The following is a 12,571-nucleotide window of genomic DNA, read 5'->3' on the forward strand; positions in this document are numbered from 1 at the left end:
AAACGAAATACGCGTACAGCATGGCTTAGACCACCTGAAACTGTATGCGTGCGAGATTTTGGATATCCTGTAGCAGCTTGCGCTTGCCAAAGATCATGCCCCAGGAACTGCCACCGAGCTGTCGCCATAAATGCGCCATCTGTAGGCCAGTAAATAAGGAAGCACGGATGCGGTTGGTATGACCAGAATCTTTAAAAGCTTCAGCATTGCCACGCACCATGATCCGCGGATTGATCTGTCCGGCGGTATCGACATAGGTTTGAGCGAGATTGGCAATGATGCTTGGGTGCATGTAGTTATTATCGAAAAAGGAGAGCTGTCTTAGAATTTTTTGCTGGGATTGTTCAATGATTTCAACGAATTTTGGATTGCTATAGACCTTCTTTTCTAACTGAAGAAGTGCCATCGCATAGGACATTGGCAGTTTGGTGGAGGAGAGTTTCGGAAGTCTGGATTTTGGCCCGGTATCAAAAGGCTGGGTAATCGAACTTTCCAATGTCTTTAATCCCAACGATATATCGGCCAGCTGATTAAAGAAATCCAGGGTCTGAACATTCAAGGTACCGCTTGGTCGGATGTTCAGACTGGCTTTAATCAGCTGTTCAAAATAGAAATTACCAGTGTCGCCAATACTTTGCTGTCCGGTCAGGGCAGTCATGTGGGTGAGCTGGGTGGCCTGAAAAACCCCCGCTAACGCCAAAGCACGGTTTTGACGAGCATTCAACGTTGTGGCTTGTTGAAATGGTAACTCCGTCATGCCGATCTCATCCTTTAATAAAATCAGGTTTTGGTGCATTGGTATGATGAATCACACCGCCACCCAAACATACGTCACCTGAATAGAACACCACGCTTTGACCTGGAGTCACAGCGCGCTGTGGCTGGTCGAATTCGACACGAACACCATTTGGTGCTTCAGGATCTTTAAATATTGTACATGCCTGGTCAGGTTGACGGTAACGGGTTTTCGCCGTACAGCGGAAACCTGATTTAGGAATGTCCTGTTCACCAGCCACCCAGTCAATTGCTTCACTCCAAAGCATGGTGCTTTGCATCAGTGGATGCTCATGACCTTGACCCACAACCAGACGGTTACCTTCGATATCTTTATGTAGTACAAACCACGCACCCTCTGCAGCGCCTTTCATACCGCCAATACCGATCCCGCCTCGTTGACCGAGCGTATAGTACATTAAGCCGTGGTGTTCACCAACCTCTTTACCATCTTCCTGGACAATTTTTCCAGGTTGAGCTGGTAAATACTGCTTCAAGAAGTCATTAAAGCGACGTTCACCAATAAAACAAATGCCGGTAGAGTCTTTTTTCTTGGCAGTGGCCAGACCTAATTCTGCTGCAATTTTACGGACTTGCGGCTTTTCGATTTCACCGACCGGGAACAGGGTCTTGTTAATTTCACGGCCATGCACCGCATGCAGGAAGTAAGTCTGGTCCTTGTTATTGTCATAACCACGCAGTAATTGTGCGTATTGTTCGCCACGTGAATTGGTCATGGTTTCACTACGACGGCAGTAGTGACCAGTGGCAATAAAGTCAGCACCTAAGTTGATGGCATGATCGAGGAAGGCACGGAATTTAATTTCTTTATTACACAAAATATCCGGGTTTGGGGTGCGGCCCGCAGCATATTCAGCCAAGAAATGCTCGAATACGCGATCCCAGTATTCCATGGCGAAGTTAGCGGTATGCAGTTTAATTCCGATCTTGTCGCAGACTGCTTGGGCATCGGCAAGGTCTTCCATTGCCGTACAGTATTCTGTGCCGTCATCTTCTTCCCAGTTTTTCATGAAAAGACCTTCAACCTGATAACCCTGTTGAAGTAGAAGTGCTGCAGACACAGATGAATCTACACCACCAGACATACCGACGATGACACGTTGTTGCATAGGATTAGGCATCCAAATTTGAAATTAAGGGAGAATTTTGGTGCTCGTAAATGAGCGATAAAGGATATTTTTGACCTGAAAGGGCATCTTGCACGGCTTTGATCACCAGTGGACTACGCGCGCGAGCAGTTTCAATCAGCTCATCTAAAGTCATCCACGCTGGACCGACAATCCCGGTATCCAGTTCTGCATTTTCATCATGGCTGATCACTTCTGCTCGCAGGCAGAAACGGAAATAGGTACGATCCGGGAACATTGGCGGGGTGTAGGTGTAGATGCCAATGAGATCAGTTACTTTCACCTGATAACCGGTTTCTTCCATGGTTTCACGAATGGCTGCTTCAACGATGGTTTCACCTGCCTCGACATGGCCTGCTGGCTGATTGAATACGGTGTGAGTTACACCTTCGGTATGTTCTTCAACGAACAGGAATTTTCCATTATTTTCGACGACAGTTGCGACAGTGACGTGAGCAGTCCAAGCGGTCATAGAGTAGCACCATGGAATAAAAACTGTATTCTACAAAATTTAGGGGGCGGTGGCTATGTAGGGAGGGAATTTCTTTGGTGGCTAAAATTCTACTAGTTTTAAATAAATAAGTGATTTTGCGAAATATTGTCTAGGTTTTAAACATGAAACATAGAAAAGCATCGAAGAAGCTAAATTCAGTAAAATGGATCTTTTATTTGTTAAGTAATGTTTTGATTTATATGAAATAAAAAATGAATTGCTTGTAGCGTGTATAATATTGATTTTAGAAATTACTTAAAATTGAATAAGGCCTTAAGGTATGTATAAAAAAACTCTATTTATTCTACTGACTCTACTTTGTTTGCTTTTTAGTCTATTTTTTTGTTTTAAGTTTATGTCGAACTTTATCGTAATATCTGAGGCTCTAGACTAGCAGATTTACACTTAATTTTACCTAATGAGGTTTCACAGCTCAGTTGCTAACTCATTAGGTTCCCTCATCCAACGCCATTCAGTTTCTTTAAGATGATAATCAAAGTACTCTTTTGATATGCCGTTAAACTTTGCTAGCCTTCTTTTACAAAAGCTCCAAAATGATTCTATTCCATTTATATGACATTCTCCTCTAGCAAACTCATTTGCTCCGTGATTTACCCTAAAATGCTTTGAATAACCCACATCAACAAGACCATTATAGCCACGCCATCCATCACTATAAATCACACTCTCAAGTGAAACTTTACCAATGATAACCTCTTGTAAAGTCTTCATTTTACAGTCAGGTACGATTTCAGTATAGACGAGCCCATTACGTTCGAATATTCCAAATACTGGCTGTTTTAGAGTCCCACGACCACGCTTTAACTTTCCATGAAACCCACGTTGCCTTTTCGCTCCAAAATAGCTTTCATCTACTTCTATTGAAGCAACAAACTTAGCTCTTAAATCTGTTTGATGATCATAGATAGTTTCTCTAAAAAGCATGTACCAATAGTTAATCGTATTACGATTTAAATTGAGTAATAAGGCTGTTTTGGAAGCAGGAATATCAACACAAAAGCATTGAATAATTTTTTTAATCTTGTAGTGACTTAATTTACTGTTTTCTATCATGATTCTAGACTAATATAATCATTTTGCTAGTCTAGAGCCTAATTGATTTAAGATACCTCTATCATTTTATTCCTTAAAGGAACCTCCCATGTCTGAACTCAATCTCTACATCACCTTATTGGGCGGTAAACATGAAAAAGCCAATGTAGAAGTGCATGATATAGTTTTAGTGATCAGTTCAGATATAGAGTCAGCTTTTCCATATTTAAGAGAACAATGGTTTGGTCTGCAAAAAGGCCTGCATGTTGATGGCTGGATGAAAATCAATGGTGTCAGCTATCAGGACAAAAATTATCGGGTTCAAATTGCGGATACGCCTGTAGATAAAGATTTAAAACTGTTCCTGATTAATCTGGGGGCATATCTGCCAGATCAGTTTGGCGAGATTCATAAATACTTAGTCGTGGCTGCAAAAGATAAAGCCGAGGCTAAAGCTCAAGGCAAACTGGCCATCGAAAAAACATGGTTTAAACCTCATACCGATGCAGTAATTGATGTTGATGACTGTTTAGAGTTAAAAAAAATTAATCAGAAATTTGTGCATCTGGTCGAAGGGGATTTTGAACCAAACAGCTTTAAAAATGATTATCTGATTATTCCGTAATTAAAAATGGCTACATCCTTTGAGGTAGCCATTTTTATCTTTAACCGGCAAGCTGATCATCATCCTCTAATTCTGTAACCACCCATTCATCACCAATAAATTTCCGGTCTGCTGCCTCTCCATATTGCAGATCAAACACTTCATTTAAAGTCGGGTCACGTTGAATCATGTGCTCTAATCCCACCAGTATATAGTCATCCTCAGCCAAAGGTTCGGCTGTTAAAAACTGCCAGTCACCGTCGCGTTCATGTAGTACGGTGACTATCGGCTGATTCTGTTCCAGCCATTGTTTGGTCGTATAAATCCCTAAATGTCGTGGTTCACGGAATTTAAAATCGGCATTTCGGTCCAGCAAAGGCTGGTCATATTCAAAAACTTCCTCAAAGCCTTCTTCCCAAGGAAATTTATCATTACGATCGGTCCAGACCATTTGTAAGGCTGGAAACTCTCTATCCTGATAATAATTTAATGCAACACCGAAATAATCTGCGATATTTCGACGGTCAACTTTTAAAAACTTGCAGCGGCTTTCTTTAAAAAAGATGTTGGGATAAGTGTTGTTAAGCTGAATGCGCTGACCTTGTCGAATGATCTCAGCGACATGATTCAGAATGGTTTTACTCAGTTTGGCGGGCAGGCCAAAACAGATAATTTCCGGATGCTGGTATTTTTCATAAAGCCCGATGCTATAACTAAACGGTGGGGAGTAATCCGTATGCATGATGGAAATGATCTGCACGCCATATTGCTGAATATTCTGTCTGGTTTGCTGTAATAAGGCATTACGATCCGGGCAATGATGTTCTTCTGTATGTGGCATGTTTTTTATTCTTTGAATTATTTGCTGATCAACATACAGAAGATTTCAGAGTTCGACAAATAAAATTGTCTCAGGTTTATTTATAATTTCTGGAAACCTTCACATAGTTCTGGGCAGAATAGGGTAAAAATGCCAGTTCTTTTTCAGTTAATGGACGGGCTTTTTTGGCTGGGCTGCCCATATAGAGCCAGCCACTTTCTAAGACTTTGCCCGGTGGTACCAGTGTTCCGGCACCAATCATTACATCATCCGGAATCACCACATCATCCAGAATAATACTGTTAATCCCGATCAGAACCCGGTTGCCAATGGTACAGCCATGTAAGGTGACATGGTGGCCAATGGTGACATCTTCCCCGATGATCAGAGGTGAACCTTCCGGTTTGTCGGCTTTCTTGTGGCTGACATGTAGCATGGCATGATCCTGCACATTCGAGTTCTTGCCGATGCGGATATGATTGACATCGCCACGGACCACGGCAAAAGGCCAGACCGACACATTTTCACCCAGTACCACATCACCCACGACTACAGCCATCGTGTCGATATAACAGGAAGCCGCAATTTGCGGTGTGGTATCCAGATAAGGTCGAATGTTGTGGCTCATGGCAGTATCATCCTGAAATTTTAAGGGCATTATAAAATAAAAAAGCACACATTCGAGGAATGTGTGCTTCTGCTTTAGTCTGAACTAATCTGTCAAATGAGGATTAGAACAAGTTGCTAAAGAATTGCTTGATATGATCTAGCAGACGTGAAATAAAACCAGCTTCTTCAACAGGTTTTAGTGCTACCAGCGGTTTTTCAGCAATCACTTTACCATCTAAAGTCGCGATGTATTTACCTACCACTTGACCCTGTTTTAACGGTGCAGTCAGTTTCGGTTGAACTACCAGCTGAGTCTTGATGGCATTGGCTTGGCCTTTCGGCATAGTTACGTTGAAGTTTTCAGCCAGACCGATCTGAACTTCTTTGTCTTTACCAAACCAGACTTTAGATTTCGCTAAAACCTGTTTTGCAGGTTGAATGTTTTTGGTTTCGAAGTTTGCATAACCCCAAGCCAGCAATTCACGTGTTTGTGATGCACGCTCGTTCATAGATGGCGCGCCAAAAATCACTGAGATCAGGCGAGTTGGACCACGTTTTGCAGAAGTGGTCAGGCAGTAACCCGCTTCATCAGTATGACCAGTTTTCAGACCATCTACGCTTGGGTCAGTATACAGCAGGGCATTACGGTTACCTTGCTTAATCCCGTTAAAAGTAAACTCTTTTTCAGAGTAGATTGGATAGTATTTTGAACTGTCCTTGATGATGTGCTGTGCCAGCGTCGCCATATCTTTTGCAGTCGAGTAATGACCTTCTGCAGGCATACCGGTTGCATTGATAAAGTGCGTATTGGTCATGCCGATACGTTGTGCTTCTTGGTTCATCATATGTGCAAAGGTGCCTTCGTTCCCTGCAATATGTTCAGCCATAGCTTTAGACGCATCGTTACCTGACTGGATGATGATACCGCGCAGCATCTCAAGTGCTGTTGCTGTGCCATTTAACGGAACGTACATACAAGATTCAGCGCTGCTGCCACGGCACCATGCTGATTCGTTCATACGTACTTTTTCATCTTCAGTCAGTTCACCGCTTAACAACTTCTGTTCAATGATGTAACTGGTCATCATTTTGGTCATTGAAGCTGGTGCTAATTTCTCATTTTCATTTTTAGCAGCGAGGATTTGCCCAGTTTCGAAGTCCATCAGTACATAAGATTTATTATTTAATTCTGGTGGAGCAGATAACACTGTTGCTGCATAGCTGAAGCCGGGTACAAGGAGGAGTGCAGCAAGGGCGGTTTTTGGGGTCATTCTAGTTAGTTCCAGTTTCTTGATGTAAGCACGAAGAGCCTAGCATTTTAGGACAAAGCTAGACGGACTTCTACGGGTCAGAGAGGCTTATTTCACAGGTATTTTCGACTTATCGGACGAAATAAATCAGGATTTACTGTAAGTGGTTAATTCTGTACAAATCGCTTGATTTTTCTGTGCTCCAGCTTTTTGCGCATCTTGTTGTGCTTCTTTCAAAATTGGCTGGAATTTTCGCTCTTTACTGAGCTGATTTAGGGCTTGAACCGGATTTTTTTGCTCTGGCAGATATTCTTTGACCAGTTGCTGATAACCTGCATTAAATTTGTCCTGATCTTGGACCATCGCTGGACAGATTTCTGAAAGGACATAAATAGCAGCCAATTCCTGATGGGTGACTTTTTCTGGTGTCACCTCAACATTGGCATCGGCCGCATGGCTTTGCATACTCAATAAACTTAAAGATGAAATACCCAAAATAGCGAAAGTCTTAATAAGTGTTTGTTTCATTGAAAATCAGAAGCTCAAAATAACAACGGGGATAGGCCTAGATTAATCAAATTTTCTGGAATGAAAAGAGTAAAAATGTAAGGAAATGGAATAATCAAGAGATAAGTAAAAAAAAGGAAAGGTAGGACGATGGCTAAGCATCGTCCTGATCAGTCTACTTAAAACAGCAAACTTAAAGGTCTTGTGAGATCAGGTCATTACAAATGGCTTGCTGCTCGTCTTTCGCTGTGTGTTTGGCTTCGGCACGTGCATCCTGAAGTACCGACTGATATTCGGCATCAGACTGGATTTTGTCATAGGTCATGGATTTGTCAGAGTAGTCAGACAGGTATTGGGTTACCAGTTTCTGAACATTCTGATCCAGCTTGGCATTTTTGCCGACAATACCCGGACACACTTCGGTCAGGACTTGCACTGACGCCAGATCTTCCTTGATAGTCAGATCGACTTCGGCAGAGAGATTTGCAGCTGAGAAAGCAGCTGTGCTTAAACCAGCAGCCATGGCAAAGGCTGCAGCAGTTACCCCAAGAGATTTTTTTAGCATGTTGAACCGCATATTTTAAAGATGGATGTTGAAGCATAAATATATATAATTCTTGGGCTAATACAAATTATTGTCCCCACCAGTCATTTTTTCGGGGACAGGTATGGGAATGTTGAGTGAATATTTTAATTTCGAATGATGATGGCGTCTTTGCTCCAGGTATTCAGGCGTTGGCACAGGCTTTAAAACCACTGGGCCGCGTGGTGATTGTGGCACCTGAAAGTGAACGTAGCGGATTTTCCAGTGCTTTAACCCTGGATCGCCCATTGCGACCGATTCAAATCTCTCCTGATGTCTGGGCAGTAAATGGTACACCAGCGGACTGTGTTTATCTGGCTATGAATGGACTGTTTGATGTCGAGTTCGATCTGGTAGTCAGCGGTATCAACAGCGGAGCCAATCTGGGGGACGATGTGCTGTATTCCGGTACGGTAGGTGCCGCATTTGAAGGTCGCCTGGCTAAACAGCCTGCATTAGCAGTCTCTTTATGTGGTCAAAACGTTCGTTCTTATACCTCACCAGAAGATTACCGTGTTGCAGCGCAATGGGTACATGACTTTATTGTCGGTGGGTTGCCGATCTTGCCTGAACGCCATATTTTTAATGTGAATATTCCCGACCTAAGTGAATTAAAAGGTACCAAGGTTACTTTCCAGGGACGTCGTAGCCAGTCCAAACCGATTACCAGCCATGTCGATCCACGTGGACGTCAGGTGTACTGGATTGGTCTGTCGGGTGAAGCGGTGGCGATGCCAAAACATAAAGGGACTCAGGTGGAGTCTGACTTTTTTGCCATCGCCAATGGCTATGTGAGTGTGACCCCAATTCAGATGGATGCCACAAACTATGACGTACTTCACGATTTGCAGGACCAGATTTTAAATTAAATCTGGGGAATGTTATAACTTTGTGAATAGTTTGATATAGCAACCTTTTTCGTTGTGAATTTTTGCTAATCTTATCGGGTTTTTGCAACCGTATAGATGTTAGAGAGGAAAATAATGTTCCTGGTGTCACCAAAACGCTTTATTGCTGTGCCTGCAGGCATGATGAAAACCCTGTTTCTCACGTCAGCAGTGATTTCATCGCTTATCATCACAGGATGTGCGACTAAACCTTATGTGCACAATTCAGCGCGTTATGCGGCAGCTCCGGATTTCTATACGGTTCGTTCCGGTGATACCTTAAGCGGGATTGCAGCGCGTTATGGTCTTAGCTATCTCAGCATTGCAGAAATGAATGACATTCCTGAGCCATATCGCATCTATGTCGGGCAATCGATCCGCCTGAAAAATACCAAACGTAGCGCGACGACACAAAGTGTTGAATCTGCAGCACCGATCCAGCGTCAAACTGTTGCGGTGCCAACCACAACACCTACAACCAAACCAAGTACGACAACGACGGTGGCTAAACAGACGACCGCACCTAAAGTGGCGACTCCTGCGCCAACCGTTACTCCGGCACCAGTCACTAGCTTACGTTGGGTAAAACCATCGAATGGTCCAGTGTTACAGGCCTTTAATCTGGCTTCGAATGTTAAGGGAATCCGTTATGGTGGTAATGCTGGCGATCCAGTCTTTGCCGCAGCAGATGGGCAGGTGGTATATGCAGCAGATGGCCTAAAAGAATATGGTAATCTGGTACTGATCAAGCACATTAACGGTTACATCACTGCTTATGCACATAACAGTAAACTTAACGTAAAAAGTGGGCAAAATGTAACGGCTGGTCAAAAAATTGCCGAGATGGGTTCAAGTGGTACAACCCGTACTATGCTTGAGTTCCAGGTACGTTTGGATGGTAAACCGGTGAACCCGGCAACTATTTTACCAAATAATTAAATAAATAATGCAAAAGCAAAAATTCACCGTATAATACAATGAGTTGCTTTTATCAAAAGATGGGGCACCTCATAAGTTTAGAGGGGAATTTATGTTAGACCAACTTCGAGCAATGGGTGTATTTGCTTGTGTTGTAGAAAAGAACTCGTTTAGCGGAGCTGCACGAGAACTGGGAATTACAACCAGTGCAGTGAGCCAGCAGATTCGTTCGCTGGAACAGGATATGGAAGTCATTCTATTAAACCGTTCCACACGAAAATTGAGTTTGACTGAAGCAGGTCAGGCTTTTTTCTATAGCTGTCAGGAAATGCTATCCGCTGCAGAGCGTGGCAAAGTCCGCATTAATGAGCTGCGTGATGATTTAGTGGGTGAACTGCGTATCGCGGCATCTGCAGAACTGTGTTCTATGCATGTAATTCCTGCACTGTCACACTGGCTAACTGCACATCGTGGTCTGTCTGTTCAGTTTGAAACCCGTGACCAGCAGGCAGAATTGCTGGATGGTCGTGTTGATATCGAATTGCGTCTGGATCAAGAGATTGATGACAGCAATGTTCAGCTGGTGCCACTGATTCAGATTGAACAGCTACTCGTTGCTGCACCCAGCTACATTAACAAGTCTACCCTCATCGCACAGCCGGATGATCTGAAACATCATGAGGTTGTTTCGCTGAACTATTTAAAAAATCATCAGCAGTTCAGTTTCCAGCATGTCAATACAGCGCAAAAAGTTGAACTGGAACTGGCTTCACGTCTGAATACCAACAGCAGTCTGGCCGCTCAGTCGCTGTGTCTCAACGGCAATACCATTGCCCGCATGCCTTATCTAGATGTACAAAAAGATTTAGTTAACGGTGCTTTGGTAGAAGTGCTGCCGGAATGGAAATTACCAGCATTAACACTGTATGCAGTACTGCCAAAACGTGAACAACAACCGACAAAAATTCTTCGTTGTCTTGATACTTTACAACAATATTTTAGCCAGCTTGCTGGGGGACGTTTGTTGCAAATTGCATCATAACTGCACAGAATTCCAAATAAAAAAAGCCGCATCAAGCGGCTTTTTTATTGCTCTGACTTTAAAAATTAAGCCAGATAATCCTTGATAATGGTTACCACACGATCCACCAGCTGGTCAGCCTGTTCCTGCGTGATGTTCAGGGTAGGTAACAGACGAACCACATTGCCAGAAGTGACATTAATAATGGTTTTGTACTGATCACGTGCGATATCAACCAGATCACCACATGGTTTAGGTAGTTCAATACCGATCATCAGACCAAAACCACGTACTGTTACATTTTGGTCAGCCAGTTTGTTACGGAATTGCTCAACAATATATGCGCCTTTTTCAGCGGCATTTTCAACAATGTTTTCTTTCTGGATAATATCGATCACGGTGTAAACGATACGTGAACCCAGTGCAGTACCGCTATAAGTCGAACCATGGTTACCTGCAGTTAGGACACCAACGCCACGGCCTTGGGTCATGACTGCACCAATCGGGAAGCCATTGCCCAGACCTTTGGCAGTAGTCAGGACATCTGGCACGATGTTGGTGTGTTGGTAAGCAAAGTATTTACCAGTACGGCCATTACCTGTTTGTACTTCGTCCAGCATCATCAGCCAGTTGTGTTTATTACAGATTTGACGGATTTCTTCTAGATAGCTGAAACCTTGAGGTGCAGTATTGACACCACCTTCACCTTGGATCGGTTCCACAAATACGGCAACGATTTCAGGATGGTTGATCGCAGCTTCTTCAATTGCTTCGATATCACCAAATGGTACACGGATAAAGCCTTCAACCAGTGGGGCAAAGCCTTCCTGAACTTTTTTGTTACCCGTTGCAGACAGGGTCGCTAAAGTACGACCGTGGAAGGAATGTTCTGCTACAATAATTTTTGGTGTAGCGATGCCTTGCATGTGACCAAATTTACGTGCGATTTTGATCGCACCTTCATTGGATTCAGCACCACTATTAGAGAAGAAGATTTCTTCCATGCCAGAGACTTCAGCCAGTTTCTGTGCAGCCGCGGTTTGCCAAGGCACTTCAAACAGGTTGCTGGTGTGGATCAATGTTGCTGCCTGTTCTGCAATTGCTTCCGCAATCACCGGATGGGCATGGCCCAGACCACATACTGCGATACCGGTCAAAGCATCCAGGTACTCAGTACCATCTTCAGTATAAAGATAAGCACCTTGTCCTCGGACAAAACTGATCGGCTGACGGCCAAATACCGGCATTAAGTGTGAAGGTTGATCAGTTTGCACAGGAGCAAGGGTAATGTTGTTCATGACTAACTCTTATCTGTTAGGTGGATTGAAAATAGGTTTCAAAGATGCCATATATAGACATATATGAAAGGTTCTATATAAGCAAAATCTCAAACAGATTAAAAGCTGAAATGTAAATAAAACATGAAATATTGTTTTAGACATACTGTTTTAGTGGAATTTGAGTATAATGCGAGGCAGATTTATTGAGGATATATCAATGACTGAACAAGCACGCGATACAGAAGCGTTAATTCGTGACCAAATTGCCAAACACGCAGTACTTCTATATATGAAAGGCACACCACAATTCCCACAGTGTGGCTTTTCTGCTCGTGCGGTTGAAGCACTCAGTCAAATTGGTCGTCCATTTGCTTATGTCAACATTCTGGAAAACCCTGACATTCGTGCAACTCTGCCACGTATCGCAAACTGGCCTACATTCCCACAACTATGGGTAAATGGTGAGCTAATCGGTGGTAGTGATATCATGCTTGAAATGTTCCAGAAAGGCGAATTACAACCGTTGATCGAACAATACAGCCCAGCACCTGAAGCTTAATTTAGTGCCAAGCTGATTTGAATCAATAAAAAAGCGCTTTGATAGAAGCGCTTTTTTATGCCCAG

General features: G+C 43.1%; 15 protein-coding genes. 5 read left to right on the forward strand and 10 right to left on the reverse strand.

Annotated elements, in window-relative coordinates; genetic code table 11:
* Positions 1 to 25: 25 nt before the first annotated feature.
* The 4 genes from hflD to ABEF84_RS05590 form a co-directional block, all read right to left on the reverse strand.
* The gene (gene hflD, locus ABEF84_RS05575) at positions 26 to 757 is read right to left on the reverse strand and encodes a high frequency lysogenization protein HflD (protein WP_034581789.1); all 732 of its coding nucleotides are present in this window, start codon (positions 755 to 757) and stop codon (positions 26 to 28) included.
* 7 nt (positions 758 to 764) lie between these two features.
* A complete protein-coding gene (mnmA, locus tag ABEF84_RS05580; protein WP_034581758.1) occupies positions 765 to 1,904 on the reverse strand; it encodes a tRNA 2-thiouridine(34) synthase MnmA in 1,140 nt (379 codons plus the stop codon).
* A gap of 4 nt (positions 1,905 to 1,908) precedes the next feature.
* Positions 1,909 to 2,394, reverse strand: a complete 486-nt coding sequence (locus ABEF84_RS05585) for an NUDIX hydrolase (RefSeq protein ID WP_034581756.1) — start codon at positions 2,392 to 2,394, stop codon at positions 1,909 to 1,911.
* A 447-nt stretch (positions 2,395 to 2,841) separates the two neighbouring features.
* Positions 2,842 to 3,489 carry an IS1595-like element ISAcra1 family transposase gene (locus tag ABEF84_RS05590; RefSeq protein WP_347473790.1) on the reverse strand — a complete coding sequence of 216 codons (648 nt, stop codon included), beginning with the start codon at positions 3,487 to 3,489 and terminating at the stop codon, positions 2,842 to 2,844.
* An 88-nt stretch (positions 3,490 to 3,577) separates the two neighbouring features.
* Here ABEF84_RS05590 and ABEF84_RS05595 point away from each other — a divergent pair, with 88 nt between their 5' ends.
* Positions 3,578 to 4,093: a DUF1543 domain-containing protein gene (locus ABEF84_RS05595; RefSeq protein WP_347453812.1), complete on the forward strand. Its 516-nt coding sequence runs from the start codon at positions 3,578 to 3,580 to the stop codon at positions 4,091 to 4,093.
* 40 nt (positions 4,094 to 4,133) lie between these two features.
* On the opposite strand, the gene ABEF84_RS05600 is transcribed toward ABEF84_RS05595, so the two are convergent.
* The 5 genes from ABEF84_RS05600 to ABEF84_RS05620 all read right to left on the reverse strand — a co-directional run bounded on the left by ABEF84_RS05600 (position 4,134) and on the right by ABEF84_RS05620 (position 7,823).
* Positions 4,134 to 4,913 carry a DUF4262 domain-containing protein gene (locus tag ABEF84_RS05600; RefSeq protein WP_034588548.1) on the reverse strand — a complete coding sequence of 260 codons (780 nt, stop codon included), beginning with the start codon at positions 4,911 to 4,913 and terminating at the stop codon, positions 4,134 to 4,136.
* A 76-nt stretch (positions 4,914 to 4,989) separates the two neighbouring features.
* Positions 4,990 to 5,520 carry a gamma carbonic anhydrase family protein gene (locus ABEF84_RS05605; RefSeq protein ID WP_034588595.1) on the reverse strand — a complete coding sequence of 177 codons (531 nt, stop codon included), beginning with the start codon at positions 5,518 to 5,520 and terminating at the stop codon, positions 4,990 to 4,992.
* A 103-nt stretch (positions 5,521 to 5,623) separates the two neighbouring features.
* Complete coding sequence (gene dacC, locus ABEF84_RS05610; RefSeq protein WP_034588549.1) at positions 5,624 to 6,772, reverse strand: D-alanyl-D-alanine carboxypeptidase PBP5/6; 1,149 nt, start codon at positions 6,770 to 6,772, stop codon at positions 5,624 to 5,626.
* A gap of 126 nt (positions 6,773 to 6,898) precedes the next feature.
* On the reverse strand, positions 6,899 to 7,279 hold the full coding sequence (locus ABEF84_RS05615) for an MCR_0457 family protein (RefSeq protein WP_034588551.1): 381 nt from the start codon (positions 7,277 to 7,279) through the stop codon (positions 6,899 to 6,901).
* A gap of 172 nt (positions 7,280 to 7,451) precedes the next feature.
* On the reverse strand, positions 7,452 to 7,823 hold the full coding sequence (locus ABEF84_RS05620) for an MCR_0457 family protein (protein ID WP_034588553.1): 372 nt from the start codon (positions 7,821 to 7,823) through the stop codon (positions 7,452 to 7,454).
* A gap of 116 nt (positions 7,824 to 7,939) precedes the next feature.
* On the opposite strand from ABEF84_RS05620, the gene surE reads away from it, so the two are divergent.
* The 3 genes from surE to ABEF84_RS05635 all read left to right on the forward strand — a co-directional run bounded on the left by surE (position 7,940) and on the right by ABEF84_RS05635 (position 10,688).
* A complete protein-coding gene (gene surE / locus ABEF84_RS05625) occupies positions 7,940 to 8,710 on the forward strand; it encodes a 5'/3'-nucleotidase SurE (protein ID WP_034588555.1) in 771 nt (256 codons plus the stop codon).
* Positions 8,711 to 8,824: 114 nt separating this feature from the next.
* Positions 8,825 to 9,667 carry a peptidoglycan DD-metalloendopeptidase family protein gene (locus ABEF84_RS05630; protein WP_347453813.1) on the forward strand — a complete coding sequence of 281 codons (843 nt, stop codon included), beginning with the start codon at positions 8,825 to 8,827 and terminating at the stop codon, positions 9,665 to 9,667.
* A 91-nt stretch (positions 9,668 to 9,758) separates the two neighbouring features.
* On the forward strand, positions 9,759 to 10,688 hold the full coding sequence (locus ABEF84_RS05635; protein WP_347473791.1) for a LysR family transcriptional regulator: 930 nt from the start codon (positions 9,759 to 9,761) through the stop codon (positions 10,686 to 10,688).
* 65 nt (positions 10,689 to 10,753) lie between these two features.
* On the opposite strand, the gene ABEF84_RS05640 is transcribed toward ABEF84_RS05635, so the two are convergent.
* Positions 10,754 to 11,965: an aspartate aminotransferase family protein gene (locus ABEF84_RS05640; protein ID WP_034588561.1), complete on the reverse strand. Its 1,212-nt coding sequence runs from the start codon at positions 11,963 to 11,965 to the stop codon at positions 10,754 to 10,756.
* Between the two features lie 199 nt (positions 11,966 to 12,164).
* Between ABEF84_RS05640 and grxD the strand changes: the two genes are divergently transcribed.
* On the forward strand, positions 12,165 to 12,506 hold the full coding sequence (grxD, locus tag ABEF84_RS05645) for a Grx4 family monothiol glutaredoxin (protein WP_034588563.1): 342 nt from the start codon (positions 12,165 to 12,167) through the stop codon (positions 12,504 to 12,506).
* Positions 12,507 to 12,571: the final 65 nt, after the last annotated feature.

Origin of the sequence: Acinetobacter sp. ANC 7912, from assembly GCF_039862785.1 — a bacterium.
Taxonomy (GTDB): Bacteria; Pseudomonadota; Gammaproteobacteria; order Pseudomonadales; family Moraxellaceae; genus Acinetobacter; species Acinetobacter thermotolerans.

Excerpts from the sequence above, each read along its gene's own strand:
- hflD (WP_034581789.1), bottom strand. The coding sequence starts at position 757 with ATGACGGAGTTACCATTTCAACAAGCCACAACGTTGAATGCTCGTCAA.
- mnmA (WP_034581758.1), bottom strand. The coding sequence starts at position 1,904 with ATGCAACAACGTGTCATCGTCGGTATGTCTGGTGGTGTAGATTCATCT.
- ABEF84_RS05585 (WP_034581756.1), bottom strand. The coding sequence starts at position 2,394 with ATGACCGCTTGGACTGCTCACGTCACTGTCGCAACTGTCGTCGAAAAT.
- ABEF84_RS05590 (WP_347473790.1), bottom strand. The coding sequence starts at position 3,489 with ATGATAGAAAACAGTAAATTAAGTCACTACAAGATTAAAAAAATTATT.
- ABEF84_RS05595 (WP_347453812.1), top strand. The coding sequence starts at position 3,578 with ATGTCTGAACTCAATCTCTACATCACCTTATTGGGCGGTAAACATGAA.
- ABEF84_RS05600 (WP_034588548.1), bottom strand. The coding sequence starts at position 4,913 with ATGCCACATACAGAAGAACATCATTGCCCGGATCGTAATGCCTTATTA.
- ABEF84_RS05605 (WP_034588595.1), bottom strand. The coding sequence starts at position 5,520 with ATGAGCCACAACATTCGACCTTATCTGGATACCACACCGCAAATTGCG.
- dacC (WP_034588549.1), bottom strand. The coding sequence starts at position 6,772 with ATGACCCCAAAAACCGCCCTTGCTGCACTCCTCCTTGTACCCGGCTTC.
- ABEF84_RS05615 (WP_034588551.1), bottom strand. The coding sequence starts at position 7,279 with ATGAAACAAACACTTATTAAGACTTTCGCTATTTTGGGTATTTCATCT.
- ABEF84_RS05620 (WP_034588553.1), bottom strand. The coding sequence starts at position 7,823 with ATGCTAAAAAAATCTCTTGGGGTAACTGCTGCAGCCTTTGCCATGGCT.
- ABEF84_RS05630 (WP_347453813.1), top strand. The coding sequence starts at position 8,825 with ATGTTCCTGGTGTCACCAAAACGCTTTATTGCTGTGCCTGCAGGCATG.
- ABEF84_RS05635 (WP_347473791.1), top strand. The coding sequence starts at position 9,759 with ATGTTAGACCAACTTCGAGCAATGGGTGTATTTGCTTGTGTTGTAGAA.
- ABEF84_RS05640 (WP_034588561.1), bottom strand. The coding sequence starts at position 11,965 with ATGAACAACATTACCCTTGCTCCTGTGCAAACTGATCAACCTTCACAC.
- grxD (WP_034588563.1), top strand. The coding sequence starts at position 12,165 with ATGACTGAACAAGCACGCGATACAGAAGCGTTAATTCGTGACCAAATT.